The organism is Paenibacillus sp. 2003, assembly GCF_031455635.1.
Classification (GTDB): domain Bacteria; phylum Bacillota; class Bacilli; order Paenibacillales; family Paenibacillaceae; genus Paenibacillus; species Paenibacillus amylolyticus_B.
This window is the reverse complement of sequence record NZ_JAVDTB010000013.1, coordinates 57,738-83,978: the sequence shown is the minus strand read 5'-3', so window position 1 is coordinate 83,978 and position 26,241 is coordinate 57,738. Positions and strand designations below refer to the sequence as shown.

Annotated in this window: 24 protein-coding genes and 1 riboswitch; of the genes, 19 read left to right on the top strand and 5 right to left on the bottom strand. The window is 46.5% G+C overall.

Annotated features, from left to right (window positions below; genetic code table 11):
* The first annotated feature begins 24 nt into the window (after nucleotides 1-24).
* Complete coding sequence (locus J2X75_RS28765; RefSeq protein ID WP_150363991.1) at nucleotides 25-408, top strand: hypothetical protein; 384 nt, start codon at nucleotides 25-27, stop codon at nucleotides 406-408.
* Between the two features lie 176 nt (nucleotides 409-584).
* On the opposite strand, the gene J2X75_RS28760 is transcribed toward J2X75_RS28765, so the two are convergent.
* Complete coding sequence (locus tag J2X75_RS28760) at nucleotides 585-1,853, bottom strand: BaiN/RdsA family NAD(P)/FAD-dependent oxidoreductase (protein ID WP_307540062.1); 1,269 nt, start codon at nucleotides 1,851-1,853, stop codon at nucleotides 585-587.
* A 195-nt stretch (nucleotides 1,854-2,048) separates the two neighbouring features.
* Here J2X75_RS28760 and J2X75_RS28755 point away from each other — a divergent pair, with 195 nt between their 5' ends.
* The 3 genes from J2X75_RS28755 (at nucleotide 2,049) to nadE (ending at nucleotide 5,347) form a co-directional block, all read left to right on the top strand.
* Entirely contained in the window at nucleotides 2,049-3,743 is a 1,695-nt protein-coding gene (locus J2X75_RS28755) for a two-component system sensor histidine kinase NtrB (protein ID WP_310342878.1), read from the top strand.
* A gap of 221 nt (nucleotides 3,744-3,964) precedes the next feature.
* On the top strand, nucleotides 3,965-4,399 hold the full coding sequence (locus tag J2X75_RS28750) for a BrxA/BrxB family bacilliredoxin (RefSeq protein ID WP_091038991.1): 435 nt from the start codon (nucleotides 3,965-3,967) through the stop codon (nucleotides 4,397-4,399).
* Nucleotides 4,400-4,537: 138 nt separating this feature from the next.
* The gene (gene nadE, locus J2X75_RS28745; RefSeq protein WP_047841401.1) at nucleotides 4,538-5,347 is read left to right on the top strand and encodes an ammonia-dependent NAD(+) synthetase; all 810 of its coding nucleotides are present in this window, start codon (nucleotides 4,538-4,540) and stop codon (nucleotides 5,345-5,347) included.
* Nucleotides 5,348-5,508: 161 nt separating this feature from the next.
* Here the strand turns inward: nadE and J2X75_RS28740 are convergent, their stop codons facing one another.
* Nucleotides 5,509-6,324, bottom strand: coding sequence for an alpha/beta hydrolase family protein (locus J2X75_RS28740; RefSeq protein WP_310342873.1), 816 nt, complete (start codon nucleotides 6,322-6,324; stop codon nucleotides 5,509-5,511).
* 249 nt (nucleotides 6,325-6,573) lie between these two features.
* On the opposite strand from J2X75_RS28740, the gene acpS reads away from it, so the two are divergent.
* The 5 genes from acpS to J2X75_RS28715 all read left to right on the top strand — a co-directional run bounded on the left by acpS (nucleotide 6,574) and on the right by J2X75_RS28715 (nucleotide 11,526).
* Complete coding sequence (gene acpS, locus J2X75_RS28735; RefSeq protein ID WP_076216711.1) at nucleotides 6,574-6,972, top strand: holo-ACP synthase; 399 nt, start codon at nucleotides 6,574-6,576, stop codon at nucleotides 6,970-6,972.
* A 29-nt stretch (nucleotides 6,973-7,001) separates the two neighbouring features.
* A complete protein-coding gene (mutY, locus tag J2X75_RS28730) occupies nucleotides 7,002-8,360 on the top strand; it encodes an A/G-specific adenine glycosylase (RefSeq protein ID WP_310342869.1) in 1,359 nt (452 codons plus the stop codon).
* 253 nt (nucleotides 8,361-8,613) lie between these two features.
* Nucleotides 8,614-9,594, top strand: coding sequence for an ABC-three component system protein (locus tag J2X75_RS28725; RefSeq protein WP_310342866.1), 981 nt, complete (start codon nucleotides 8,614-8,616; stop codon nucleotides 9,592-9,594).
* Nucleotides 9,533-9,808, top strand: coding sequence for an ABC-three component system middle component 6 (locus J2X75_RS28720; protein WP_310342862.1), 276 nt, complete (start codon nucleotides 9,533-9,535; stop codon nucleotides 9,806-9,808). The genes J2X75_RS28725 and J2X75_RS28720 overlap by 62 nt, the downstream gene beginning before the upstream one ends.
* Complete coding sequence (locus J2X75_RS28715) at nucleotides 9,799-11,526, top strand: DUF2326 domain-containing protein (protein ID WP_310342859.1); 1,728 nt, start codon at nucleotides 9,799-9,801, stop codon at nucleotides 11,524-11,526. The genes J2X75_RS28720 and J2X75_RS28715 overlap by 10 nt, the downstream gene beginning before the upstream one ends.
* 127 nt (nucleotides 11,527-11,653) lie before the next feature.
* Here J2X75_RS28715 and J2X75_RS28710 read toward each other — a convergent pair whose 3' ends face one another.
* The gene (locus J2X75_RS28710) at nucleotides 11,654-12,265 is read right to left on the bottom strand and encodes a superoxide dismutase (RefSeq protein ID WP_150364015.1); all 612 of its coding nucleotides are present in this window, start codon (nucleotides 12,263-12,265) and stop codon (nucleotides 11,654-11,656) included.
* Nucleotides 12,266-12,685: 420 nt separating this feature from the next.
* On the opposite strand from J2X75_RS28710, the gene J2X75_RS28705 reads away from it, so the two are divergent.
* The 8 genes from J2X75_RS28705 to J2X75_RS28670 all read left to right on the top strand — a co-directional run bounded on the left by J2X75_RS28705 (nucleotide 12,686) and on the right by J2X75_RS28670 (nucleotide 19,560).
* Nucleotides 12,686-13,111: a GNAT family N-acetyltransferase gene (locus tag J2X75_RS28705; protein WP_017690782.1), complete on the top strand. Its 426-nt coding sequence runs from the start codon at nucleotides 12,686-12,688 to the stop codon at nucleotides 13,109-13,111.
* A 345-nt stretch (nucleotides 13,112-13,456) separates the two neighbouring features.
* Nucleotides 13,457-14,041, top strand: coding sequence for a signal peptidase I (gene lepB, locus J2X75_RS28700; protein WP_074096722.1), 585 nt, complete (start codon nucleotides 13,457-13,459; stop codon nucleotides 14,039-14,041).
* Nucleotides 14,042-14,212: 171 nt separating this feature from the next.
* Nucleotides 14,213-16,093: a tRNA epoxyqueuosine(34) reductase QueG gene (queG, locus tag J2X75_RS28695; protein WP_310342853.1), complete on the top strand. Its 1,881-nt coding sequence runs from the start codon at nucleotides 14,213-14,215 to the stop codon at nucleotides 16,091-16,093.
* A 15-nt stretch (nucleotides 16,094-16,108) separates the two neighbouring features.
* Entirely contained in the window at nucleotides 16,109-17,140 is a 1,032-nt protein-coding gene (locus J2X75_RS28690) for an HD-GYP domain-containing protein (RefSeq protein ID WP_307540045.1), read from the top strand.
* Between the two features lie 165 nt (nucleotides 17,141-17,305).
* On the top strand, nucleotides 17,306-17,569 hold the full coding sequence (locus tag J2X75_RS28685; RefSeq protein ID WP_017690778.1) for a YneF family protein: 264 nt from the start codon (nucleotides 17,306-17,308) through the stop codon (nucleotides 17,567-17,569).
* Between the two features lie 57 nt (nucleotides 17,570-17,626).
* Nucleotides 17,627-18,220, top strand: a complete 594-nt coding sequence (folE, locus tag J2X75_RS28680; RefSeq protein WP_036668229.1) for a GTP cyclohydrolase I FolE — start codon at nucleotides 17,627-17,629, stop codon at nucleotides 18,218-18,220.
* A gap of 189 nt (nucleotides 18,221-18,409) precedes the next feature.
* Nucleotides 18,410-19,264 (top strand): lipoate--protein ligase family protein, encoded by an 855-nt coding sequence (locus tag J2X75_RS28675; protein ID WP_310342849.1) that lies wholly within the window; start codon nucleotides 18,410-18,412, stop codon nucleotides 19,262-19,264.
* Between the two features lie 71 nt (nucleotides 19,265-19,335).
* On the top strand, nucleotides 19,336-19,560 hold the full coding sequence (locus J2X75_RS28670) for a hypothetical protein (protein ID WP_091039003.1): 225 nt from the start codon (nucleotides 19,336-19,338) through the stop codon (nucleotides 19,558-19,560).
* Between the two features lie 149 nt (nucleotides 19,561-19,709).
* Here J2X75_RS28670 and J2X75_RS28665 read toward each other — a convergent pair whose 3' ends face one another.
* Complete coding sequence (locus J2X75_RS28665) at nucleotides 19,710-20,990, bottom strand: Fe-Mn family superoxide dismutase (RefSeq protein WP_310342847.1); 1,281 nt, start codon at nucleotides 20,988-20,990, stop codon at nucleotides 19,710-19,712.
* Nucleotides 20,991-21,138: 148 nt separating this feature from the next.
* Nucleotides 21,139-22,164: an alpha/beta hydrolase gene (locus J2X75_RS28660; RefSeq protein ID WP_310342844.1), complete on the bottom strand. Its 1,026-nt coding sequence runs from the start codon at nucleotides 22,162-22,164 to the stop codon at nucleotides 21,139-21,141.
* Nucleotides 22,165-22,523: 359 nt separating this feature from the next.
* On the opposite strand from J2X75_RS28660, the gene J2X75_RS28655 reads away from it, so the two are divergent.
* The gene (locus J2X75_RS28655; RefSeq protein ID WP_017690772.1) at nucleotides 22,524-23,267 is read left to right on the top strand and encodes an IclR family transcriptional regulator; all 744 of its coding nucleotides are present in this window, start codon (nucleotides 22,524-22,526) and stop codon (nucleotides 23,265-23,267) included.
* Nucleotides 23,268-23,415: 148 nt separating this feature from the next.
* Nucleotides 23,416-23,529: riboswitch (TPP riboswitch) on the top strand.
* A gap of 421 nt (nucleotides 23,530-23,950) precedes the next feature.
* Nucleotides 23,951-25,735 carry a phosphomethylpyrimidine synthase ThiC gene (thiC, locus tag J2X75_RS28650; RefSeq protein ID WP_310342943.1) on the top strand — a complete coding sequence of 595 codons (1,785 nt, stop codon included), beginning with the start codon at nucleotides 23,951-23,953 and terminating at the stop codon, nucleotides 25,733-25,735.
* Nucleotides 25,736-26,241: the final 506 nt, after the last annotated feature.

Below are 26,241 nucleotides of genomic sequence, written 5' to 3'. Positions count from 1 at the left end.
AGCTGTAGCAAGGAGGAAGAAACGATGATGGATAATAGCGAACTACAGGTGCATTTTTCAGACGATTCAGCGTTGAATGCCGCAAGGGCAACCTTGGAGGAATTGGGATATAAGCCGTATCAGTCCGGCCCGCTGGAATTGTACATCCCCACAGATCGCCAAGATCCTCAGTCTGCCGTAGAGATTGTACAATCTCATGGAGGAAGTGCCGTATTTGCCTCGCAAACGGAAGAGCTGGATCAGTTTCAGAATATATCGATTCCTGCTCATCTCGTGAATGAGGACTGGAATGAGGGTTATGCGAGCGGAAACCAAGGAAGCCAGACGGAGCAAGGCAGACATAACTATAGCGATGACCCGACATACGATGATTCGGCTGATGGATTTTCAGGCAGTGTGAAAGCATAGAAGTATCACAAGCTAAGAGCAGTTCGAGCCAATTTTTCTAAAATGGAACAATGCCCAAAAACCCCGATCGTCCACAGATGTGGATATCGGGGTTTTTGGCATCTGAAGCAATTCATCGCTGATGATGCCAGTAGGCATGATTCGTAATCAAAAGCGAACTTTTTGAACAACCTCTATTATAGTTTAGCGTGTTTATATTCTGCCGCATGCATACCAGCCGTATATCCTGTGGAGAATGCAGCGGTGATATTATACCCTCCGGTGTAGCCGTGAATATCCAAAACTTCACCGCAAAAGAATAGTCCAGGCAGCAGCTTGGATTCCATTGTTTTTGGGTATATCTCCTTTAAGTGGATTCCTCCCCCAGTAACAAAGGCTTCTTTGAGCGATCTCGTTCCGTCTGCACGGAAGGTAAAAGCCTTCATTAGCCCGCACAAGTTGCTTAACATACCTTTGGGAAAATGGTGGAACGTAAGGTCATCGCTGATCTCTGCCCGTTTCATCATTAAGGGAATCATGCGTTCAGGAACCCATGTTTTTAAAATGTTTTTGACAGCCTTGCGGGATTCTTGTTCCAATACCTGTTGCACCTGTGCTTCCAATGCACCTAGGGACAGCTCCGGGAACAGATCAATGCTCATAATGACCTGTGGGTTTCCAGACTTCATCTGAACCTTGCGGATAAATTGGCTGCAACGCAGTGCGACGGGTCCGGACACTCCAAAATGCGTGAAGATCATATCCCCGCGATGAGAGATGACTGTTTTTCCTTTGGCATCCACTACGGATAGAGCAATATCCCTCAAAGACAAACCTTGCAGTTCTTTGGACTGAATCCAACTCTCTCCAGACACAATGGGCACTTCGGTCGGATATAACTCCGTTATCGTGTGGCCCGCAGCCTCAGCCCAAGGATAACCGTCTCCGGTAGATCCGGTTTGGGGTACGGACTTGCCGCCGGTAGCGATGATGACAGAGCGCCCAAGAATAGTTTTACCGGATATCAATTTAACACCCTGTACCTGCTGACCATTCTGAATAATTTCCTTGACTGGTTCTTTGGTGCGAATCTCAACGCCGAGGGAGACAATCTTGCCTACCAGCGCATCCACAACTGTTTTCGCTTTATCGGTTACAGGGAACATTCTGCCGTTGTCTTCTTCTTTCAGGGCAATTCCGAGATTCTCGAAGAAACGCATGATTCCCTGGTTGTCCAGATTCTGAAACGAACTATATAAAAAGCGTCCATTGCCCGGAATATGTCGGATGAGTTCATCCGTTTCCTTGGCATTGGTTACATTGCATCGACCTCCGCCAGAGATGCCTAGTTTACGACCCAGTTGATCTCCTTTATCCAGCAGAAGCACGGAGGCTCCATGCTCGGCAGCAGCAACGCAAGCCATCAGGCCCGCAGATCCACCACCAATTACAATGACATCATACATATGTTATTACCCTCTTTTTTCATTGATTTTGTCTGTTTTACGTAAAATGTGTCTACTCCTGGCTTTTTCTGAAATATAATGGAGTTATGAGCAGTTCTATTGTGCAGTCTTAAGGGGTATATTGTAATATACTGTCGCCTATGTTTTAATCAGAAATACATGAGGGAATGTGCAGGCAGAGGAGGAGATGGCATTGTGGTTGCGTTAAAGGACATGCTTTTACAAGTACTGCTGGCAGGGTCGGCGGTATTTCTGATTCCCTTATTCCGTCTGGTACTCTCCAAGCGGGCTATTGCCAGAATGGAACATGCAGGAACCGTTCATACCAGTTTTGCTGTGACAAGTGCCCTGAGCATGTTATTGTGTCTGCTGTTTGCGCTCTATGCAAGCCCGGTGGCCGTATCCATATCATTAAGCATCGTACCTGTGATACTTGTTATTTTGTATTGTAAGTCCGCTATAGGCGTAACGCTGTCCATTCTACATATTCTCTTCTATTTTCTTATTGCGCATCCCTATAATCTGTACGGATTTCTCCTTCATACGGGCATTCTTCTCTATCCCATTGTATGGTTGTCTGCCAAACGATTCAAGCATAATACACCTTCACGCAAAATGGCGATCCTCATCATCCTGATTACAATGGAACTGATTGTAACGAGTCTGTTATGGTTCGCATCCCTCCAGAATGAATCCACATACTCTGCGACCTACATGATACTTACAGCACTTGGATATACCGCTGGAGCCATTGTTGCGGGCAGTCTGAGTCTGCTATGGCTGGAAAGGATGAAGCAATATCGCGGGCTGGAGCAGCATCTCTCGGAAGTCCACCACCGATACATAGCTGAAACGGAGAAACTTCATCAGATTCTGAATGCAGTGCCTCTCTCCATTGCCACCGTAGATAAACAAGGCACAGTCATGTTTGTCAATGAGATGATGGAGCAGACCGCAAGGGAGCAGCTACCTTGTACCTCCACGCCTGATCTCATTGGACAGCCTGCCAGTCAATTTGTTGAACAAGGTCAGGCGGAAAAGATGGATAAAAGCATTCGCAGAGCCATCGTTCATGGTGAGATTAGTGGGTTGACCGTTCGTTACGGTGCATACGTATTTCAGTCCCGAACCGTACCGATGTATGCCTTTTCAACAGAGTCTGCGAGAGAAGTTACAGGAGCCATGCTGATCATTCAGGATATCACGGAGCTTGAGATGTTGCGAAGTGAACTGGATAATGTGGATCGTCTCAGTCTGGTGGGGCAGATGGCTGCAAGCATTACGCATGAGGTGCGTAATCCAATGGCGGTTGTGCGGGGTTTTCTTCAACTTATGCAGGAAAAGAGTCCTGACTCCCTCGATCACTATTACCGGATCGTTCTGGAAGAGCTGGACCGGGCCAACAGTATCATTAATGATTTCTTGTCTTTGGCTCAGAATCGTATTGCCGAGAAAGAAGAATCCCAGTTGCACGATATCATACATGAACTGAGTCCGTTGTTATGGGCGGATGCGAACCTGCGTGGTCAGAGTATTGAACTCATGTTGGCCCATAATGTGCCGAAGCTGCATCTCAATTCTAAGGAAATCAAACAGGTGGTGTTGAACCTGGCCCGTAACGGGATGGAAGCCATGAATGAGAAGGGCGTGCTTACGCTGGAGACACGGATAGTGGATGATAAAGTGGAACTGTGTGTACGTGACACAGGACCTGGTCTACCCAGAGTGAAGAAGGAAAAGCTGTTTGAACCTTTCTATACGACAAAAGCCAAGGGAACCGGACTTGGATTGTCCATGTGCTTAAGTATTGTGGAACGACATAATGGAACCATTACTGTGGAATCGGAGGAAGGCCAGGGCACGACCTTCAAGGTGGCATTTGAACGTTAGTCATTCAGCATATTTTGCCAGACATTGAGACATAATATTATGGAAGAGGCCTTTCCGCAGGCGGTTTCTGAATCTTGCTTTCATTGCTTATGGATGTATAATAGGAATAGCACATCATTACATCCATAATGTTCGATATGAATGTAACGTTGTTTTGGAGAGTTATTCGCCTTTAATTCTATCGAGATCATAGAACAACCATTTATAAGGAGTGAAACCGAATGTCGATGTCATTTGATCAATACATGAAAGATATGGTTCAACCCATGCGGGATGAGTTAACTCGTCTAGGAATCCAGGAGTTGCGTACTCCTGAAGAAGTGGAAGCAAGTCTTCCGGATGCAAAAGGAACAGCGCTGGTTGTCATTAACTCTGTCTGCGGATGTGCCGCAGGTCAATGTCGCCCAGGTGTGTCCCAAGCACTTCAGCACGATATTACACCGGATCACCTGTACACTGTATTTGCTGGTCAGGACAAAGAAGCAACTGCAAAAGCACGTGAATTCTTTGCACCGTATCCTCCATCTTCACCGTCCATCGCTCTGATGAAAGACGGAGAACTCGTTCACTTTATCGAGCGTCATCAAGTGGAAGACCGTTCTGCAGAGGATATTGCGGCTGATCTCAAAAGTGCATTTGACCGTTACTGCCGTTAATTCGCTCCATAGAACGCCCCGCCCTTCGGATCACCGATGCCGGGGCGTTTCATTTTGGATAGATAAGGTTATTGAACCATTCGGACCTTTCAAGCTGGACATCAAATTTCATTCATTTAGAAACGGGGTGTGTGAACGATGAGTTTGCAACAACAGATCATCGCTGAATTGAAGGTTAAACCAAGCATTAATGAGGAAGAGGAAGTACGCAAGCGTGTTGATTTTCTGAAGACGTATGTGAAAAATGCGGGTGCCAAGGGTTTGCTGATTGCGATCAGTGGCGGTATTGACAGTGCAGTGGCTACGGCGCTTTGCAAAAAAGCGACGGACGAGCTCACGCAAGAGAACAACCAAGAGTACAAAACGCTTGGTGTGTTCCAACCTTATGGTGAACAATCCGATATCGATCACAGCTACGCGGTAGCCAAAGCATACGATCTGAAGCATGTCGTGGAAACCAATATCGAAGATGCAGTTAACGAGATTGCGCTGGAAGTAGAGCAAGGTTTCAAATCTTTGGGCAGCCCACGCCATATGACTCACCAAGGCAAAGGTAATGTTAAGGCGAGAACTCGTATGGTTATGCAATATGCGCTTTCGTTTGAAGAAAACCTGCTCGTTGTAGGTACGGATCATGCGTCCGAAGCCATCACAGGCTTCTATACCAAATGGGGCGACGGTGCTGTGGATATCACACCATTGAGCACCCTGAACAAACGTCAGGTACGCCAGCTGGCAGCATATCTGAACGTGCCACAGGCTATTTTGGACAAAGCACCATCGGCAGGGCTGTGGGAAGGTCAGACGGACGAAGATGAGCTGGGAATTTCGTATGAAGCGAACAGCGACTATCTCGAAGGCAAACAGATCGATCCGGCTGCACAAGAGCGCCTCGAAGCGTTCTATACGCGCACACATCACAAACGCAATGCCATTCCTGGTATCTAATACGGGTGGATGTGCATAATCGTTATAGGCTGTTAACACCAACATTGAAATACCGTCCCTCTTAGGGAATGCAAAAAGAGTCACTGCTCACACAGTGACTCTTTTTGTTATGTGGAACGAGAAACCGCAAAAATCCAGGTGACTACTATATTAAAGATGAGTTAGCTACTCCAGTCTTTGATCTGTTGCAGGGTTTGGGTGATGGCTTGCTCCAGTTGCGGAGTGGTTTCTTTAAATGGATGTACCGTATTAAAGGTGTGGTTCCCTTCAGGTATCTGGTGCCATGAGATATCAGGGCGTGCTTGAACAAGTGCGGCAGAACCGTCACGCAGACGTTGGGGATCTTCTGTTCCCTGAATGAGTGCAACTCGCAAAGTTGAAGAAGCCAAGCGATCAATGATAGCGTAACGTTTGCTATGCTTGTCCAGGTCTTCCAGAATAGCCATGTCCAGTGGCATCTGCTGGCCTGTTCGTCCGTTAACGACATGGCTGCGGCCATGCGTACGCATTTCTTCTTTTTGCTCCGCTGTGAAGAGATCCAGATTGGTTACGCCATTCCAGGAGATGACACCTGCCACCTGCTCGGGATGATCGAGTGCATAGACGAGACTTACGCCCGCACCGCGGCTATGGCCAACCAGGTATACAGGAAGTCCAGTGAGTTCAGGTTGTGTAGCCACATGTTCCAGTACCAGGGCCAGATCGGCAAGCTCCCGGCTGTAGGTATTCACTGCGAACTTTTCAAGTTCAGAGAATTGCTCCAGATATTCACCGATACCGTTGTGAGAGAAATTAAAGGTCAGCACATGATGTGTCTGGCTTAGCTGTGAAGCTGCGTAAGGGAACATGCCCCAGTCTTTGAAGCCTTTGTATCCGTGAGCCAGAATGATGACGCCTTGAGCAGGTTGTTGTGCAGGGAAAAAGTCCCCGCGAATGATCGCATCTACGTCAGTGGGCAACTCAAAAGTTATGGGCATTATTCAGACCTCCTAAGAATTTCAGACGATTCCTGATTCATATTTTAGCATATATGGTAATGCGGATAGGTACTCGCTTCTGATCGCCCCTCCTGCTACAATAGAATACGTGTTCGGAGAGTTACGGATCATGTGATTGAATGGAGATATTTTACAATGCATGTTCAAAAAGAGCGGTTTTCAGTACCAAGAAGATGGAACTTTTGAACAACCTCTTACAGTATAAAAGATTAAGCGGGTGAAGCGTTGATGATATATGGCATAGGCAATGATGTGCTGGAGATTGGACGTATGCGGAAGCTGCTGTCCGGTCGCCATGCGGAAGCATTTCTGAAACGAATTTTAACGCCAGCAGAGCGGGAGATCGCGGTTCGTCGAGGGAAGCGGATGACGGAGTTTGTATCCGGTCGATTTGCAGCGAAAGAAGCGGTGTCCAAGGCATTTGGCTGCGGTATTGGTGGTGTCATGGGCTTCACTGACATTGAGGTGCTGCCTGATGGGACAGGACGTCCCGTGGCCTCGCTGTCCAGTCAAGCCTGGGAACGTCTACAGCTGCCATATGATAAACAATATGACATTCATTTGAGTATTACACATCAGACGGAACTGGCAGCGGCCTTTGCGATCGTAGAACAGATGGAAAAGTAGCTAGCTTGGCAATAGGAGAGGACGGAAATATGGGTTTACAGGAACAGAAACAACATTTCAGCGTGAATTTGCTGGATTGGTATATGATCAACCGACGGGATTTACCGTGGCGGCGCCACAACAATCCGTATTTTACATGGGTATCAGAGATTATGCTTCAGCAGACGCGGGTAGATACGGTAATTCCGTATTTCAATCGTTTTATCGGGAACTTCCCGACCGTGCAGGCACTGGCGGAAGCACCGGAGGAAGATGTTCTGAAAAATTGGGAGGGACTCGGTTATTACTCCCGTGCACGTAATCTTCAGGCAGCCGCGAGACAAGTCATGGAGCTGCACGGAGGCGAGATGCCGCAGGACAAGCAGGCTGTCTTCGCATTAAAAGGGGTGGGCCCGTATACTGCCGGGGCCATTCTCAGCATTGCCTTCAACCAGCCGCAGCCTGCGGTAGATGGCAATGTCATGCGGGTCCTGTCCCGATACTTCCTCATCGATGAGGACATTATGAAGGGCAGCACCCGGGTGTTGATGGAAGAGCTCGCAGGAGAGCTCATTCCGGAAGGACGAGCGCGTGATTTCAACCAGGCGCTGATGGAACTTGGCGCGCTGGTGTGTACACCCAAAGCGCCGCAATGCCTGACTTGCCCGGTCATGGAGCAATGTTCCGGCCGCATCGCCGGAAGAGAGCTTACGCTGCCGGTCAAGACCAAGGCGAAGCCGCCGCGCCCTGAGCAGCGGCTGGTCGCGATTGTGGAGGGCCGCGGGGATCACCGCGGCCAAGTGCTTGTGCGCCAGCGCCCAGACACGGGCCTATTGGCCCGCATGTGGGAGCTGCCGCATGTGCTCGCGGCGCCCGCCGCAGCCAGCAAGAAGGCGGCGCCGCTGGCGGATGAGCCGGCCATGGCATTGCTGGCCGGCAGTCTGTGGGCGGAAGGCTTCGCTGCCCGCCCGGAAGGGCTGGCTACCCATGCGGAGCATGTGTTCAGCCACATTGTCTGGAGCCTGCAGGTGTACAAGTGTACCGAGCAGGACCAGAGCAGTGAGCTTCCGCTGATCGCAGCGGAAGCCAGAGCCGCCTACGATGCACAGGCGGCAACAAGGGAGGGCACAGCCTCATTATCAGCTGTGTCACCTGAGTCAGACATAACGCATTCATCGGAGCCAGGCACGCCTAATGCTCAGAACATATCAACATCGCTTAACGATGGAGAGATGTTGGCACCATCTGATGTTAGTGACCTAGCGCTGAGCACGCTGACACTGACAGGTAAAGGCGATGGCTTGACCTACCGCTGGATCGGTCCGGAAGATATGGACAAGATGGCATTCCCCAACATATTTCTGAAGTTGATCAGCAGTTATTTTGCCGGTGCATATGATAAAAATTGAAAGATTTAATGTCAGTTATAGCAAATTGAAGACCTAAGTAAAGTTTCATACTACCTATAAAGGATCAATAACACCATCCTCACCATTTATTGGATGGTGTTTCCTTTTGTATAAAAGTTACTTTTTTTATAAACTTTGAATAATATGTTTCATTACGATCATTTGACATTATGCTAGGAACTGAACTGGATGCAAATGCTATAATAAGAATAGGGAGAGATATCTAAATCTTTTATAGCACTAGCAAGAAAGGATGGTTTTGGTGAATAGGTCTCAGCATTTTGATTACATAGAAGATAAATTGTCTCATTTAGCAACAAGAATCAGTGTGAGAGGGAGATTGAATATTTTGGATCTTCATTTGCACTCTGAAGATTTCTACATGCATTTTGTAAATTTACTTTTTGGTTGGAAACTGAAAAATTTGAATGTTTCTGAACAAAATGTTGAAGGGATTGATTTACTCGATGAAGATAATAAAATTGTAGTTCAAGTCTCTGCAACATGTACTCCCGCGAAAGTTAGAAATTCACTAAATAAAGAGTACTTGAAAAATCATTCATCTTATCGTTTTAAGTTTATTTCTATTTCTAAAGATGCATCTAATTTAAGAAAACAGACATTTGATAATCCGTATGGTCTTGAATTTTCTCCAACAAAAGATATTCTAGATATTGTAAGTATCTTAAAATACTTTTCTTCAATTGATATTGATGAACAGGCTCATGTATATGAATTTATAAAAAAAGAATTAGGACAGGAGCCCAGCATTATTAAGTTAGATTCGAATTTGGCGACCATAATTAATGTATTGTCAAAGGAAGACCTCAATAGTACCGATATTTCTGTGAAGAAAAGCTTTGATGTCGAAAGTAAGATCCAATTTAATGAGCTTAATACTGCTGGTATGATTATCCATGATTATGTTATTCATCACGTGAAATTAGATACCAAATACAAGCAGTATGATCTGGAAGGTAAAAACAAGAGTTTATCTGTTCTTCAATTTATTCGAGGTAGATATATGAGATTGTGTAACGAGGGGAAATATAGCTCAGATCAAATTTTTTTTGGTGTAATTGATGAAATCCATAAGTATTTAAAAAGCAACAATGAGTGTAATGACATACCATATGAGGAATTAGACGTTTGTATAAATATTTTGGTAGTGGATGCATTCGTTCGTTGTAAAATTTTTAAGAATCCGGAGGGATATTTTTATGTTACTTCCTGACAACATTCATCCTGACCATAGCATATATTATATCTCTTCCTTTTTATTAGAACAGTTACACAAAAACTCAACTCAAAGTATTCTTGATTTATATGAGAATGTAATTAATCGTAAAAAAATATCTTTTCCAGTCTATATTTTATGTTTGGATTGGCTATATCTAATAGGAGTAGCGGAGCTAAACAGTAGGGGAGATGTACAGTTATGTTCTTAAAGACATTGATAATCTCTTCTTTTGGTGAGATTATACGTAATATTGAATTTCATATGGGACTCAATTTAATTGTGGATGAGACACCGAGTGATGACTCGAAAAGCACTGGAAATAACGTTGGTAAGACAACGGTTCTAAAACTAATTGATGTTTGTTTAGGAGCAAAACCGGCTATTGTTTATTCTGATACCGAGTCTAAGAAGGATACCTACGCAGTCGTTAAAGACTTTTTAGTTGACAATGAAGTGATAGTAACGCTGGTTTTAAAAGAAGACTTAAATAAAAAAAATTCAAAAGAAATAAAAATTGAGAGGAATTTTCTGCAAAGAAACAAACTTATACGCCGGATAGATGGAAAACAATTAACAGAAGATGAATTTTTTAATAAATTAATGGAACTTTTATTCCCACATCACAAACATAGTAAACCGACGTTTAGACAGATTATTTCTCATAATATTAGATATAGTGACCATAGCATTAATAACACCACTAAGACGTTAGACCGCTATACAACAGATGCTGAATACGAAACTCTATATCTGTTCTTATTAGGTTGTGATTTTGAAGGGGGAGAGGATAAACAATTACTCCTTCATAAGCTTAAGCAAGAAGAGACTTATAAGAACCGGCTAGAAAAATTTCAAACTAAAAATGCTTACGAGGCAGCTCTTTCTTTAATTGACTCTGAGATTAATGATTTAAATGATGCTAAAAAAAAGTTTAATATTAATGAGAATTATGAGAGGGATTTCGAGGAACTTAATAATATAAAATATCGGATTAATCGAACAAGTTCTATCCTGGGAAATCATAAAATTCGGAAAGAATTAATTATAGAAACAATCGAGGAACTTGATACAGATGTTTCAAAAATTGATGTTCAACAGCTCAAATTTATTTATGATCAGGCCACCGATCTTATTGGTCCAATTCAAAGGTCATTTGAAGAGTTACTAACTTATCATAATAAGATGATATTTGAAAAGAAAAAATTTGTAACAAAAGAACTTCCGGATCTTCAGTTGAAAATTGATCAAGAAACAAAAAAAATGCAGGATTTACTAACAAAGGAGCAAAAACTAACTGAGGTTGTTGCGAAAAGTGATTCGTTTTCAGAATTGGAGAAATTACTTAATGAACTTAATGAAATGTATAGAAGGAAAGGTGAGTACGAAAGCATAATTTCACAAATTGAGGAAGTGGAATCTAATATAGAAAATTATAATACTAGATTAAAATCTCTTGATGGAATGATATTCTCTCAAGATTTTGAGAAGTTTGTAAAAAATCAAATGAATAAGTTTAACAAATTCTTTGCTGCAATTTCGAATGAATTGTATGGAGAAAAATATGCATTAAAACATGACATTGTTAATAATAAGAACAATCAACCACTATATAAATTCACTGCTTTTAATGCCAATTTGAGTTCTGGGAAAAAGCAAGGTGAGATACTATGTTTTGACTTAGCTTATATAATGTTTGCTGACTCAGAGAGCATACCAACTTTACATTTTTTACTCAATGATAAAAAAGAACTTATGCATGATAATCAGTTATTAAATGTTTCTAAATATATTGAGGATAAAAATATGCAGATGGTTACTTCAATTCTTAAAGATAAACTACCACCAGCACTTAAGGATGAACGATATTTCGTGGTTCAGTTGTCACAGAGTGAAAAACTCTTCAAAATAGAGAAAGAGAAAACATAAGTGGTTTAAATATCCAGTTTATTTTTTATTACTGTGAGATTCATGGACTAATGGATATTAGGCAGTAAATAAGCCCAACATGGTAAATATACCATGTTGGGCTTATTTAAAATCTATGCAAACAGTCTTATTTTGCAGAAGCGTAACGTTTGTTCACTTCATCCCAGTTGATTACATTCCAGAAAGCGCCGATGTAATCAGGACGTTTGTTTTGATATTTCAGGTAGTAAGCGTGCTCCCATACATCCAGGCCCAGAACCGGAGTCAGACCTTCGAAGAGAGGGCTGTCTTGGTTAGGTGTGCTAGTGATGGACAACTTACCATCTTTGCCAACTACGAGCCAAGCCCAGCCGGAACCGAAGCGAGTTGTAGCTGCTTTAGCGAAATCTTCTTTGAATTTATCAAAGCCACCCAGTTCGCTATCGATTGCTGCTGCGATATCACCTGTAGGAGCGCCGCCGCCGTTAGGTCCAATGATTTCCCAGAACAAGCTGTGGTTAGCATGTCCGCCACCATTGTTGCGAACCGCTGTGCGGATGCCTTCAGGTACGCTGTCAAGGTTAGCAATCAGATCTTCCAAACTTTTTTCTTGCAGTTCAGGAGCACTTTCCAGAGCTGCGTTCAAGTTGGTTACATAAGTATTGTGATGGCGATCGTGGTGGATTTCCATCGTTTGTGCATCGATATGTGGTTCCAGTGCGTCGTTAGCGTAAGGAAGTGCCGGTAATTGAAAAGCCATAATGAAATACCTCCTGAGATTTTAGGTTTTTTTGAAATCAGGTACATATGTAATAATACCCTTGCCACTATTATTAAACCGCATTCGGGCTAATTAAGCAACATTTTTGTTTATTAAGTCCCCCGAGGCGTTGATCTAATGATGGGCCAGAGATAACAAACATATTTTACCCTTTATGCAACTATTTATGTGTTTTCAGGCGTTAAAATGGATGTGAAGTTTAATATTCGTATGTAAACGGTTACAATTAAGCGCTTTCAAAAGAAAATGCGTGTTTTATGGAGAAAAGTATGGTTTAATTGACGAAGAAGCGGTATTTTCTCGTTTTTTGTCATTATATGAACATTGGGTTTTTGGTAAAAAGGGATTCCCTTTTTGTAAAAAACCTCATCTAAGCTAACGAAAAGGGAGATTTAAGACATGCACGTTCGTTCCTTTCAGTTGAGTGATGCAAGCCAGATGACGGAGCTTCTCCAGGTTGCACTATCGGAAGAGTGTTATGAGAATACGATGGGCCCGTTTGCCCGTCAATTGTCATGGGATTCTGACCTGATCATGGTTGCGGAAGAAGAGGGAGACCTCGTAGGCGCTTTGATCGGTACGATTGATCACAACCAGGGTTGTATCTACCGTATTGCGGTACATCCAGACTATCGTCGCCGTGGAGTCGGCAAAACACTTGTCGAGGCTATGGAACAGCGGTTCCAGCAGCGTAAAGTCAGCCAGGTATGGGTGGCGGGTGATGAGCACAACAAAGTAGCCATGCCTCTATATGAAGCAATGGGGTACGGTGCCAATCAGATTATGAGCGCTTTCCAGACTCTTAGTATTTTGTCCAAAGCTTAGTTTGCATGTTTAAAAAGAAATAAAAAAAGATGTTCATTTCATATTAGGCATATCTCTTTAACGTGTAAGAACGTGAGGGATGTGCCTTTCTATTTATATGAGTGTTCTTCACGTCATATTCCTCTGGTTTCCTCATTTTCTAACATACTTCGGAGTCTCCGAATTCTATTTAAATTAACGCGATTATCCCGGCTGTATTCACGATAACGAAGGTATTGGTGCTCATAACCAATTGTTTCACTCTCCCAAATGAAGTAGACTGAAAGGGAGTATGGTTACCATGTTACAAGTTTAATTCAACTATTTAATAAATGAGGTGTCCCTTTGAATTCCAATAATCATTCAATGGAACATGTGACTTCCGAGCAACGTAATGAACCGTCAAAGCCTGAACAACCGGGGAAATCATGGGTTGTCGAGCTGTGGGACTGGGTCAAAACGATTGTTGTTGCTTTTGTAATCATGATGCTGCTGAACCTGTTTGTGTTTAATCTGTCAATGGTCAAGGGACAGTCCATGCAGCCGACACTGGTTGAGCGAGATCGCCTTTTCGTCAACAAAATCGTATACCATCTGGGTACTCCTTCCCGATCAGATGTGATCGTACTTCGTGATCCAAGTGAAGGTGTAGAGAAGAAGGATTTTCTGGTGAAACGGATCGTTGGACTTCCGGGAGATACAATTGAAGTTAGGGATCACCATCTATATGTGAACGGCGAGCAACAAGCGGAAACGTACACCGATATTGAGGTGCAGGACCCTGATTTTGGCCCAATCACACTGGAGCCGGATCATTTCTTCGTGATGGGGGATAATCGTCATGAAGGCAAAAGTAAGGATAGCCGCGTGTTTGGCAGTATTACATCCGACCAGATTGTAGGTAAGGCTGAATTTATTTTCTGGCCGTTTTCTGAATTGAAGAAATTGTAAAATGCTGACAGGACAACAACTTCAGACTGCATTTTGCGTTAAACCATATAGACTCGTTCCGTTTGAATTCAAGTATGCAAGGCATATATAGAAATTAACGCCTGTCCTCTTACCGTGAGGCGGGCGTTCACTATTTACGGAATAAGTGTCGGAAGAAGGGAGGGAAGAGAAATGACGAGCGTACAGACCGGGGCAGCACAGGATGCCTCCGTATGGGAGAAGTTAAAACAGGAGATCAAGGCAGCTGGCCCCGGACTGGGCATTGATGATATCGGATTTGCTTCTGCTGATCCCTTTGTTTCCCTGAAGTCGCTGCTGGAGCAGTCGCGGGATAAGGGGTATGCTTCAGGCTTTGAAGAGCCGGATATTGAAAAAAGGGTGCACCCCGCCTTAAAGGATGGCGAGCCCGCTTCACTTATCGCTATAGCTGTGGCATACCCATCCAAGATGGTAAATCCACCGAAGTCGGAGCCAGGGGCCTACCGGGGGATTTTTGCCCGTTCGGCTTGGGGTCAGGACTATCATCAGGTCCTGCGTGCAGCGATGGACAAGCTGGTAAACTTTATACGTGAACGTGTACCTGAGGCCATGATCGAAAGTATGGTAGACACCGGAGCATTGGTGGATCGTGCGGTGTCCCAGCGTGCGGGGATTGGTTTTAGCGCCAAAAACTGTGCCATTATATCACCCAAATTCGGTTCATGGATTTTTCTCGGGGAACTGGTAACGAATATTCCTTTTCAACCAGACACACCTGTGACCGAGGACTGCGGTGAATGTACAAAATGTATTGATGCCTGCCCTACAGGAGCATTGGTGGGGCCGGGACAGCTGAATGCACAGCGTTGTATTTCTTTTGTAACCCAGACGAAAGGGTTCGTGGATGAAGAATTTATGCTGAAAATAGGCAACCGTCTGTACGGTTGTGACACGTGTCAGATTGTTTGTCCGAAGAACCGGGGCAAGAACTGGGATCACCATCCCGAATTTCACCCTGATCCGGAGATTGTGAAGCCGTTGTTGCTACCACTACTGGACATCGGTAACCGGGAATTCAAGGAACGTTTCGGTCAGAGTTCCGCCGCTTGGCGGGGCAAGAAGCCGATTCAACGCAACGCCGTTATTGCCCTGGGCAATTTCAAAGACAAAAGTGCTGTACCCAAACTTACAGAAGTATTAAAACGTGATCCACGCCCCGAGTTGCGGGGAACCGCAGCTTGGGCGTTAAGCAGAATTGGAGGAGAAGACGCCATGAGAGCAATTGGGGAAGCTGCCGCTAACGAACAAGATGGGAACGTACTAAGCATGCTGCAGAAGGCCGAGGAGCGACTGAGTTCGTCCGAGACCTTACCCAAACAGCCACAGGCTGGGCAAGTGAGTGAGAAGCAGCCAGAGGAACAGAACAACGAGCACAATGCCTTACGTGCGTTACAACAGGATTTGAAAATGGAAGCTGGGATTGAACCGGGTAGTGAGCAGTCTGCACAGCCTGCCAAACCGGAAGCCGCAGCGTGGAAACCTTCAGCCGTTACGGGTCTTCATGGCAAGCCCGTATACTACGATGAGGTACTAACACCGATTGGTACTCTTACGATATGCGCGACGGATGAAGGGCTGTGTCATATAGATTTTGGCGCCTTTCACGTACGGGAAGCTCATCTGCAACAATGGGCCCGCATCTGGATTGGCGAGTATCGATATGAGAAGAATGAAGAGAAGCTCAGCGAAGCTGCAAAGCAGATAAAGGAGTATTTTGCAGGGGAGAGAAAAACGTTCGACTTGCAGCTTGATCGGCTTGGAACACCATTCCAGCTACAAGTATGGCAAGTTCTGTCCGATATATCTTATGGAGAGGCCTCATCACACCAACAGGTTGCGGAAATCATCGGCAGACCCAAGGCTGTTCGTGCAGTTCTGGACGCCATTAGCAAGAATCCGATTCCGATTATTATTCCCTGTCACCGTATCAGTGGTAAAGACGGTACCCTGGTGGGTTATGTAGGCGGTCTGCAAACCAAGGAGCAATTGCTCGCATTGGAGCAGCTATCGTAAGAGCGGGGGACGTTCATGAAGTATGTAAACGTGGAGAGCGTGGAAGCGGGGGAGCTTCTGGGCAAGACGGTATATTCCAGTAACGGCACGGTATTGCTGTCTGCCGGAGTCCAGCTCACCGTATACATGGTCAATACGCTGAAGCGTATTGGCGTGACCATGTTATACATCCAGGATGAAGCGTATAAAGATGTGGATACAGAAGACATTCTGGATGAAACCACAAAACGGGCAATAATTAACGAAATGAGTGTCACACTCGAGTCCATTCGCTCCGGGAAAGACTGGAGTCCGAAAAAGGTTGCCCTTAGTATAGAGAAGTTGCTGAATGATGTACTGAACGGGCGTGAACTGTTAGTGCAGCTCACCGATATTCGTACCAAAGACAATGCACAGTATGTTCATGCGATGAATGTATGTTTGTTGTCTTCGGTCATCGGACTGAATATGGGACTCAATTATAATCAACTGAAGGACCTTGCTGTGGGGGCATTATTGCATGATATTGGCAAAGTGGGGGAACCTCCGGGCAGTGGCTCTGCTGCGAATTCTTCGCTGCACCATACATGGCGTGGATTCGAAGTGATTAAGAACAAACGGGAGTTCAGTCTGTTGGTCGCCCATACAGCCCTGCAACATCATGAGCATGTAGATGGTACAGGCATGCCGAGAGGGATCAAGGGGAGTGACATTCATCTGTTTGCGAGAATCGTTAGTGTGGCTAATATCTATGATAATCTCATTAATGGTTTATCCAAGGACAGTTTGATGCCACATGAGGCCTGTGAAGAGATGATGGCGTTGTCTGGTACAAAGCTGGACCGGGACATTCTGATTGAGTTCAACAAGAGTGTATCCGTGTATCCCAATGGTACAGCGGTACGACTATCCACCAAAGAGACTGGAGTCATTGTGCGTCAACATCGGGGATTGCCCGGCAGACCTGTAATCAGGGTGGCGCGCGGGAGTACGCGTTATTCTCTGGATGTGGTTGAAATCGATCTGGCTCAGCATACAACCGTTTTCATTGAAGCTGTCATGACGTAGCTTGTGTGCGGTTCAACTGGAAAATCCGTTTGCTCAAGGCGTGCGGAAATGCTATGATACTTTCAGGAAATCCGGTCTGTGTCAGGTTTACAGCATGTGTGTTGAACATCATGAAGTGACACGGATTATCAGGCTTTTTAGAATGCATACAGAGGTGTCTAAGAGATGGATATTGTTATACCGATTATCACATTGATTGTTGGTCTGGTCGGGGGATTTTTCATCGGGGTGTTCTACTTGCGTAAACAACTTGAGAAAATGCAAAGCAATCCGGACATGCTTCAGAAAATGGCGAAGCAAATGGGCTACAACCTGAATGGCAAGCAAATGCAGCGTGCCCAGCAGATGATGAAGAATCAGCAGCCAGGAGCGAAAATGCCTCAGCCGCAACAGCATCCTGCGCGTAAAAGTTCGGGCCGCCGAAAATAATAGCAGTGAAGTGAATAACTGCTTACCTTATTGTGGTTCGAAAGGAGGCGTTTGGCAGTGGCTGGCGTTAAAGATTATTTGAATTCAAAAGTATCCGACAATCGGGAAAAGATCGAGTATCATGTAGAGCAGATCCTGAAATTGATCGGAGAAGATAGTACACGTGAAGGGCTGCTTGAAACGCCTGCACGTGTGACCCGAATGTATGAAGAAATTTTTGGTGGATATGAAGTGGACCCGCGCGATGTGCTCGGTGTCACGTTTGACGAGAACCATGAAGAACTGGTTATCGTTAAGGATATTGTCTATTACAGTCAATGTGAGCACCATATGGCACCGTTCTTCGGTAAGGTGCACATTGGATATGTACCAAGCGGCAAGATCGTTGGTCTGAGCAAAATGGCTCGTCTGGTCGAAGCAGTAACACGTCGCCTGCAGGTTCAGGAACGTATTACTTCACAGATCGCTGACATTCTGACAGAGGCCGTTGAACCTCATGGAGTTATGGTCGTTGTGGAAGGCGAGCACTTGTGCATGTGTTCCCGCGGTGTGAAGAAACCGGGAAGCAAGACGGTAACGTCTGCTGTACGTGGTTCTTTCCGTGAGAATCCGGCACAACGTGCGGAGTTCTTGTCTTTGGTGAAAGATTAAGATCAGGTATGTCCACTCGCTGGACAAGCCGGGTGAGTAAGTTCCTCTGGTTTTGGAAGCAGCAGTTTCTAAGCCATAGGATGTGATATAAATAAGCCGTGTTCCCTGGGAACCGGCTTATTTATATATGCGTTGTCAATCCTATATACTGGATACATATGAATTCGTTAAGCCGGAGGTAATTGAACGATGAGTGTACCTTCCCATTCAGATCAACCGGTTCAGCCGGAAAAGGGACTACAGGCAGATAAGCAGGCTTCATTGCGTCTGCAAATCTGGGAGACACCACTCATGCGACAAGGCAGTAGTGTACTCGAAGCTTTTGCTTGGGAAGAAGTCATGTGCAGGCGGGTTGGGGCAGGGCATCTGCCTGTTGCACATATATGGAGACACCCAGATGCCTTTGTAGCGGGTCTGCGTGACCGCAGGTTGCCACAGGCTGTAGAAGCGATGGAACGGATAAGAAGCCAAGGGACAGCGGTCTGTGTTCGGCCTTCCGGTGGAGCGGCAGTACCCTTGAACCCAGGGATAGTTAATGTGTCGCTGATTCTGCCTAATCCCGGACATGCCATCAATATTCATGATGATTTCCGGGAGATGGCTTCGATTATTGCCGAGTCGCTAACGCCGTGGTCGAATCAGGCGCAAACTGGTGAGGTTCAGGGTGCTTTTTGCCCGGGAGACTATGATGTCAGTGTAGGTGGGCTGAAATTCTGTGGTATTGCCCAGCGCAGGCAGGCAAAGGCGTATATTATTACTGCTTTTATCATCGTGGAAGGTCAGGGAGATCAACTGGCAGCGGACGTGCGTCAATTTTATCAGCATGCAGCAGGTGGGGCGAGTGAAGGGTATCCGGATGTTCAACCTGGCACGATGGCAAGTCTGAAGGAGTTGGCAGGTGTCCCTTCGGCAGCAGCATATACCGCCTCTTTGGTTCGAACTCTGCGTGATCGCTATCCACAGGCGGAAGCCAGCAGGGTGCTTAGCGTTGGCTCTGAAGAAGTACGTCTGACAGCTGAGCAGATGAAACTGCGCTATGATTGAGTTCTTGATAATTGGACTTGGAATTGGGTAATAGAGATGATATGATGTGATTTCGGAAGGAGAGTGTTAGGATGGAAACGTTGAGATATACGTACTTATATGAGGTTGTATCTACAGGCGAAAAGTCTGAGTTCAGCCAAATGGCAACAAGCAAGGAAGAGGCTGCTGCACTGATCGTTGCTCGTATTGCCGATCTGGAGTTTACCGATGAGGCTGATATCAAGTTGGGCGATCTGATTGCCATTAGCAAACAGGTTGGCGACAACTATGTGGCGTGCGAGGGCTGTGCTTCTTAAGTGAACATTTTTGCAATAGGAAGTCTCTCAAAATACAAGCAAGTCTCTTTTTAAAAGAGGCTTGCTTTTTTGTCTACACCATAAGAGATATCTTTCAGTCATTCGGCTGGAGATATCTCTTTTTTTCTCTAATCCATCTAACCCCAAGCTTAATAAGGCGGCCACAACAACTTGCGTGCCGTTTCGTAACGCTCGGCAACAGCGGGCCAGTAGACAACGTTCCACCAATCCTCGATATACTTTTTGCGTTCGTTTTGATGTTTCAGATAGTAGGCGTGTTCCCACACATCTAGGGGCAGGAGCGGTACGATATCGGACTGGGACAGGTTCTGGTGTTTTTCCGCCTGCAAAATCTCCAAACGGTGTGCTCTCGGGCTCCAGACAAGCATCGCCCAGCCACTGCCTTCCACTTTGTTCGCAGCTTCTGTGAACTGATTCTTAAACGCTTCATAACTTCCAAAATCCCGCTTGATCTGCTCCGCCAGCATACCGGAAGGTTTGCCGCCGCCAGCAGGATTCATAATTGTCCAGAAGATCGTATGCAGGTAGTGGCCTGCGCCGTTGAAGGCGAGTTCACGTTCCCAATGTTTGATGAGTTCGAAGTTATTCTTTTTTCGCGATTCCGCCAGCTTCTTCTCTGCTACATTTAGTCCGTCCACATAAGATTGATGGTGTTTGTCATGATGGATACGCATTGTCAGCTCATCAATATGTGGCTCCAGCGCATTGTACGCATAGGGAAGGGGAGGCAGTGTGTGTCCTCCAATGGGAACCGGCTTTTCTTTTACAGGAGGTGTTGTAGAACTGGGCGTGGCTTGTGTTGTTCCGGTAGAAGGCGGTTGAACGGTTGCGGATTGGATCTGAGTTGAAGCGGCAGGTGCATTTACATTCCCCTCTGGAGAAGTTGGAGCTTCTGAAGCTTGGCGATGGATGTTTCCTGACCCCGACGTATGCAGCGCATTTTCCAGAAAAAGTGATGGCTCCGAATCCGTTTCGCGCAAGATGCCAGGTTGGCCAAGCGTATCCAATACGCCCAGAAAATATTCTGATTCGCGGATAAAATGCAAAATAAGTACTTTGGCAAGCGGAACAGCTTGCACCGCAGCACTTTGCTCCAGAAGAACATACAGCTGTTTGATGAACTCTCTCGATTGCTGCCGAGCTGCCAACACAAGTTGATCGATACAACGAACGATGTAGGGAGCAGGTGGATGGGTTGCGGGCAATAGTTGTTTTAAAAGCTGATTGGCTACTCGCTCACTGTTTGCAAAGGTAGCCTCCCATTCCTCCAGTAGCTTGACGTATGGGGGCTCCAGATCAGGAACCAGGGCACGAATGACGAGTGTATGTTCTTTCTCCTGCTCTTTCCAGAAACGGATTTCCTCCAATGTCCGCAGAGGCAGCAGGTGACCATATCCATACCAGTTCATCTATGTTGAACCTCCTTCAGATGAAATTCATTGCATGCAGACTGTCTGTTCATGCGTCTCAAGAGTATATTCCGCGAGCTTGTTGTCCTATGAGTGCAAAAAAAGAGCCCCTGAGGGCTCTGGAAAAAATTCGATGATTGAAATTTGGTTATTCTCCATTATTCGTGTTCTGTACATCGTCACTGCTTGTCTTCGTTACATGACTCAGGAAAGTTGAGACACGGCGCAGATATTCCTTTGGATGCTCCCGGAAGATCAACTCATGATGCGCATCCTGGACAATCCATACATCGGAGTACGGATTGGTCTGGTTGGCGGCGAGTTGCTCCGCAATTGGATAAGGCGCCTTCTCGTCCTCTGTACCATGGATGAAGAAAATCGGGAACGGATAATCTTCCCTTTTCACTTCCTGATACGGGATCTGTTGCAATCCGGTACCATTCAGAACAGGGAACAACAGCTTCATGATCTCCAGTGTAGGCTGACGCGGGAGATCGATCTGGTTGTGAATGTTGTGGTACAGCGTATCTGGCTCCAGCAGGAACGCACTGTCCAGAATCATTGCATCCACTTCCTTCGTAATAAGTCCAGTTTGTAGCGCCGTACCGGCACCCATGGAGAAACCCCAGACAACCAGTTCCTGCGCACCGCGCTGCTTGGCGAACTGGATGGCACCCAGCAATTGCTGTGACTCAGCTTTGCCACCTGTGGCTACAGCTTTGTTCACCTGTGAGGCGAAGCCATAATCGAACATGACCACGTTAAACCCAAGTTGATGGGCATAGTGTGCCAGGTCATACATGGGTACCCATGTTTCTTCACGATTGGCACCATAGCCGTGACTGAAAATAATCGTTTTGCTTGCAGCATTGTCAGCAGGTATATACCAACCCTGCATCGTCCGGCTGCCATCTGCTGCCGGGAACGTGATGTCTTCGTACTTCATGTTCTTGGCCTGCATCGGATTGGAGAAGACCGGTGCTACCGTTGGATTGGATAATACCCATGCGATGTAACCATGCAGTGCAATAAAACAAAACAGTAGAAAAAATACAACGGAGAGCAGCAACGCTACGATAATATGTTTGAACCGAATCAGCCTCGGTGATAGGGAAGAGGGCAGATCGGACACTTTTGTTTGCAGCGGGGCTTCGCTCTGGGATGTTTGATACATGAATGCCCCTCCTTTGAAGTTCAGTTGAAGATAACAACGACATGAAAAGAGAATTGCGTCGATTTCAGAGCCTGCTTCAGAGCGATATCCTAATGTAATATATCTTTATCGTATGTTCCAGTATAGTCAAAGTCAATTGATTGAGGGCATTTGTTACGCAATTGTTATATAGTTCTTAAGATATATGGGTAACATTACCTTAGTGTGTAAATTACAGGGGATTAAGTCTTATAAAAAGGAAAAATTTACACGTTGGCCTATTTCGATTTTGGCTCTTTTTGGTTTACAGATGAGACCGTTTCTCATATAATTTATGTAACCAAGTTTCATGTGATGAAACATGAGGAGGGCATCATGCCATGGAAGATCGCAAGTTAACCGTCCGGGCTGTAGAACGGGCGCTGGATATATTATTATGTTTTACCACGCGCAGTGATCTGGGACTCACCGAAATTGCCAGTCAGATCGGCCTGCACAAAAGTACAGTACATCGTTTGATGGCTACGCTGGAGGATCGAGGGTTCGTGATCCGCGATGCAGCAACAGAGAAGTACCGACTTGGCATCCGAATCTGGGAACTGTCGGCTCATATGTCCCGCAGTGATGATCCCGCTATTCTACTGTTGCCTGCGATGGAGCGACTAAGAGATCGATTGGGGGAGACCGTGAGTCTGTACCTGCGTGATGGCAGTGAACGGATACGGATTCAGGCTGTGCAAAGTGATCAGGCGATTCGTCGAGTCGCTCCCGTCGGTGTTAGACTCCCGCTGTCTGTCGGCGCTTCCAGCAAAGTCTTGATGGCGTTTGCCACGGACGAGGATCGTGAAGAACTGATGAACGGGCCGGAATGGCCGGTGTTTATCGATCCAGCAGTGTATTTGGCACAGATGGGAGACATCCGGGATAACGGATATGCCACGAGTTACGAGGAACGTGAGCCGGGAGCTGCGGCGGTATCGGTGCCGATTATGGATCGCAGAGGCAATATTGCAGCTGCGCTCTCGGTCTCAGGACCTGTCAGCCGACTTTCGCAGGAGACATTGCATGAATACGCACCTGTGTTGAAGGATGCTGCTACGCAGATGGGACTCATGTTATCCTGAGGCTGATGTAAGGTTTTTCTCCAAATGAGTTGGTGTTCTGGAATATAAAGGTTGTTTTTATGTTCCGGTTGCGCTACTCTGTAATGGACGGCCCAGCGGGGCCAGCTTCATTGAATATGAACGGCGGCATGTGTGTGCCGCAACTTGTTAACGTTACTGGGGGAGTCCGAACTGTCCGGACTGAGACGGAATCGCATGAGATTCCGGACCCTTTGCACCTGATCTGGATCATACCAGCGTAGGGAAGTAATCGGCGATATGACCACAACCACCACATGATGTGACCCTTGTAGGGCTCCGTTAAGGAGCCGCATGAAGGTGCATTATTGGTGATGGACATAAAAGTCGGTTCCTTCGGGGACCGGCTTTTTTATATACAGTGAACGGGCGATATAGCACGTACTCCATCGACTTCTTTTTCAATAACCTGCGAAAGTGGGCTTGGATGATGAGAGAGAAGTCACCATAGATCCATGATCTGTGCTGACTTCCGGTCTGTTGTTAACTGTACATAAAAAGTGTCTCTCCTGGTCTGACGTAGGATCGCTCTTTCTTCTCTGCGCTCTGCATGATTTGGGACAGGTACGTAAGTGAGCTAATGACGATACCAACCAAACAAGCGATGAACACTGAGGAGGAGACAAGCGAACATGAGTACAGGAAATCAAACGGGACAACAAGCGATGGAACAGGAACATAACGATCAGCAGGTGGAAAAAGAAACAGGAGCGGCCGGACGGGTTCAGCCCTTTCCGGGCAGCCGCAAAGTCTACATTCAGGGCTCACGGCCGGACATTGCTGTACCGGAGCGTGAGATAGCCCTTCATGACACGAATACTCCCCACGGGGTGGAGCATAACGAACCGCTGCGTGTCTACGATACGAGCGGCCCCATGACCGATCCCGCATTTCATGCGGATATCCGTGCTGGTCTGCCAGCCCTGCGCACCCGTTGGATCACAGAGCGTGGCGATGTCGAAGCTTATCAGGGCCGTACGGTTAAACCGGAGGATAACGGACTGAAGCCTGGAGGGAAGAGAGCCGGCGCCGAAGAGTACCCCGGATTACGTGGCAAACCCTTGCGGGCACAGCCAGGACGCTGTGTGACCCAGATGCACTACGCGAGACAGGGAGTCATTACGGCAGAGATGGAATTCGCCGCCATTCGTGAGGGCGTGGAACCGGAATTTGTACGTCAGGAGCTGGCGAGTGGACGGGCCATTCTGCCATCCAACATCAATCACCCGGAGAGTGAGCCGATGTTGATCGGTCGTCATTTTCACGTAAAGATCAATGCCAACATCGGCAACTCTGCGGTATCTTCCTCCATTGAGGAAGAGGTCGAGAAGATGACTTGGGCGGTACGCTGGGGATCGGACACCGTGATGGATCTATCCACAGGCAAAAACATTCATACCACCCGGGAATGGATTATCCGCAATTCACCTGTGCCGATTGGTACGGTGCCGCTGTATCAGGCGCTGGAGAAGGTGAATGGCGAGGCTGAAGCGCTGACCTGGGAGTTATACCGTGACACGCTCATTGAGCAGGCAGAGCAGGGCGTGGACTACTTTACGATTCATGCAGGCGTGCTGCTGCGTTATATCCCCATGACCGCCAAGCGGATGACAGGCATTGTGTCCCGGGGCGGTTCCATTATGGCAGCATGGTGCCTGGCGCATCATCGGGAGAATTTTTTGTACACCCATTTTGAAGAAATCTGCGAGATTATGAAAAGGTATGATGTGGCGTTTTCGCTGGGAGATGGACTTCGTCCAGGCAGTATCTACGATGCCAATGACGAAGCTCAGATGGCAGAACTGGCTACGCTTGGGGAACTGACGCAGATCGCATGGAAACATGATGTGCAGGTGATGATCGAAGGCCCGGGTCATGTGCCGATGCACAAGATCAAAGAGAATGTGGATCTACAGATGGAGATCTGTAAAGAGGCACCGTTCTACACACTTGGGCCGCTAACGACCGACATTGCGCCAGGATATGATCACATCACATCTGCCATTGGTGCGGCCATGATTGGCTGGTTTGGCACGTCGATGCTCTGTTATGTTACGCCAAAAGAACATTTGGGCCTGCCCAACAAGGATGATGTGCGGGAAGGGGTCATCGCCTACAAGATCGCGGCCCACGCCGCCGATCTGGCGAAAGGCCATCCACGTGCTCAACGCCGGGATGACGCATTGTCCAAGGCTCGCTTCGAGTTCCGCTGGCGTGACCAGTTCAACCTGTCATTGGACCCTGAACGTGCGCTGTCCTACCATGATGAGACGCTGCCAGCAGAAGGAGCCAAAGAAGCTCATTTCTGCTCCATGTGCGGACCAAAGTTCTGTAGTATGCGCATCACGCAGGACATTCGGGCCTTTGCGGCGGATAAGGGATTGTCCGAGAATGAGGCTGTAGCAGCGGGCATGCAGGAAAAGGCCGAGGAATATCGGACACGGTCCTAGGCGCCGTTACAGCGCAAGCTGGGCAGTCTGACATCGTTTGAAGGTGAGAATACTGCTATCATGTCGTCTTCTTCATCTTATTGATCAGCTTCCTGATACTTTTTATCAGCATTATGGTTGATTGTCTAGCAGATGTTTAATAAAATGAATGTAAGTAAACACCAATAAGAGTAGCCAGGCCAATGGCTACTCCTGCACAGCATTTGCGGTGGGTATTCCTCCGAGTGCAGCAAGTTCAGATGAAGTGACCCGTCAGGCCGTCAACCTGTGGCGGGTCACTTCTTTTTACGATCGATGTATGTCAGGAGCGCAATAATTAACATTGCGAACACGATTACGTCGTTAAAAGAGAAGTTCATAGGATCACCTCCCACTGGAGGCAAGCCTATTCCCCACCACAAATTGGCTGTACATAGTGATTATACCATTTGAAATGCCCTTCTTCGAGAGCGTTTTTATTTTGCAAAAGGAGCCAATATAGTAGGTTCACATTTTTTTAGTGAGTG

What these genes read in the sequence shown, in the direction of transcription:
- J2X75_RS28660 (WP_310342844.1), bottom strand. Translation starts at nt 22,164, where the DNA reads ATGTATCAAACATCCCAGAGCGAAGCCCCGCTGCAAACAAAAGTGTCC.
- J2X75_RS28725 (WP_310342866.1), top strand. Translation starts at nt 8,614, where the DNA reads ATGGTTTTGGTGAATAGGTCTCAGCATTTTGATTACATAGAAGATAAA.
- J2X75_RS28705 (WP_017690782.1), top strand. Translation starts at nt 12,686, where the DNA reads ATGCACGTTCGTTCCTTTCAGTTGAGTGATGCAAGCCAGATGACGGAG.
- acpS (WP_076216711.1), top strand. Translation starts at nt 6,574, where the DNA reads ATGATATATGGCATAGGCAATGATGTGCTGGAGATTGGACGTATGCGG.
- J2X75_RS28720 (WP_310342862.1), top strand. Translation starts at nt 9,533, where the DNA reads ATGCATTCGTTCGTTGTAAAATTTTTAAGAATCCGGAGGGATATTTTT.
- J2X75_RS28715 (WP_310342859.1), top strand. Translation starts at nt 9,799, where the DNA reads ATGTTCTTAAAGACATTGATAATCTCTTCTTTTGGTGAGATTATACGT.
- J2X75_RS28740 (WP_310342873.1), bottom strand. Translation starts at nt 6,324, where the DNA reads ATGCCCATAACTTTTGAGTTGCCCACTGACGTAGATGCGATCATTCGC.
- thiC (WP_310342943.1), top strand. Translation starts at nt 23,951, where the DNA reads ATGGAACAGGAACATAACGATCAGCAGGTGGAAAAAGAAACAGGAGCG.
- queG (WP_310342853.1), top strand. Translation starts at nt 14,213, where the DNA reads ATGACGAGCGTACAGACCGGGGCAGCACAGGATGCCTCCGTATGGGAG.
- J2X75_RS28710 (WP_150364015.1), bottom strand. Translation starts at nt 12,265, where the DNA reads ATGGCTTTTCAATTACCGGCACTTCCTTACGCTAACGACGCACTGGAA.
- J2X75_RS28685 (WP_017690778.1), top strand. Translation starts at nt 17,306, where the DNA reads ATGGATATTGTTATACCGATTATCACATTGATTGTTGGTCTGGTCGGG.
- J2X75_RS28690 (WP_307540045.1), top strand. Translation starts at nt 16,109, where the DNA reads ATGAAGTATGTAAACGTGGAGAGCGTGGAAGCGGGGGAGCTTCTGGGC.
- J2X75_RS28670 (WP_091039003.1), top strand. Translation starts at nt 19,336, where the DNA reads ATGGAAACGTTGAGATATACGTACTTATATGAGGTTGTATCTACAGGC.
- J2X75_RS28675 (WP_310342849.1), top strand. Translation starts at nt 18,410, where the DNA reads ATGAGTGTACCTTCCCATTCAGATCAACCGGTTCAGCCGGAAAAGGGA.
- J2X75_RS28665 (WP_310342847.1), bottom strand. Translation starts at nt 20,990, where the DNA reads ATGAACTGGTATGGATATGGTCACCTGCTGCCTCTGCGGACATTGGAG.
- J2X75_RS28655 (WP_017690772.1), top strand. Translation starts at nt 22,524, where the DNA reads ATGGAAGATCGCAAGTTAACCGTCCGGGCTGTAGAACGGGCGCTGGAT.
- J2X75_RS28760 (WP_307540062.1), bottom strand. Translation starts at nt 1,853, where the DNA reads ATGTATGATGTCATTGTAATTGGTGGTGGATCTGCGGGCCTGATGGCT.
- nadE (WP_047841401.1), top strand. Translation starts at nt 4,538, where the DNA reads ATGAGTTTGCAACAACAGATCATCGCTGAATTGAAGGTTAAACCAAGC.
- lepB (WP_074096722.1), top strand. Translation starts at nt 13,457, where the DNA reads ATGGAACATGTGACTTCCGAGCAACGTAATGAACCGTCAAAGCCTGAA.
- mutY (WP_310342869.1), top strand. Translation starts at nt 7,002, where the DNA reads ATGGGTTTACAGGAACAGAAACAACATTTCAGCGTGAATTTGCTGGAT.
- J2X75_RS28765 (WP_150363991.1), top strand. Translation starts at nt 25, where the DNA reads ATGATGGATAATAGCGAACTACAGGTGCATTTTTCAGACGATTCAGCG.
- J2X75_RS28750 (WP_091038991.1), top strand. Translation starts at nt 3,965, where the DNA reads ATGTCGATGTCATTTGATCAATACATGAAAGATATGGTTCAACCCATG.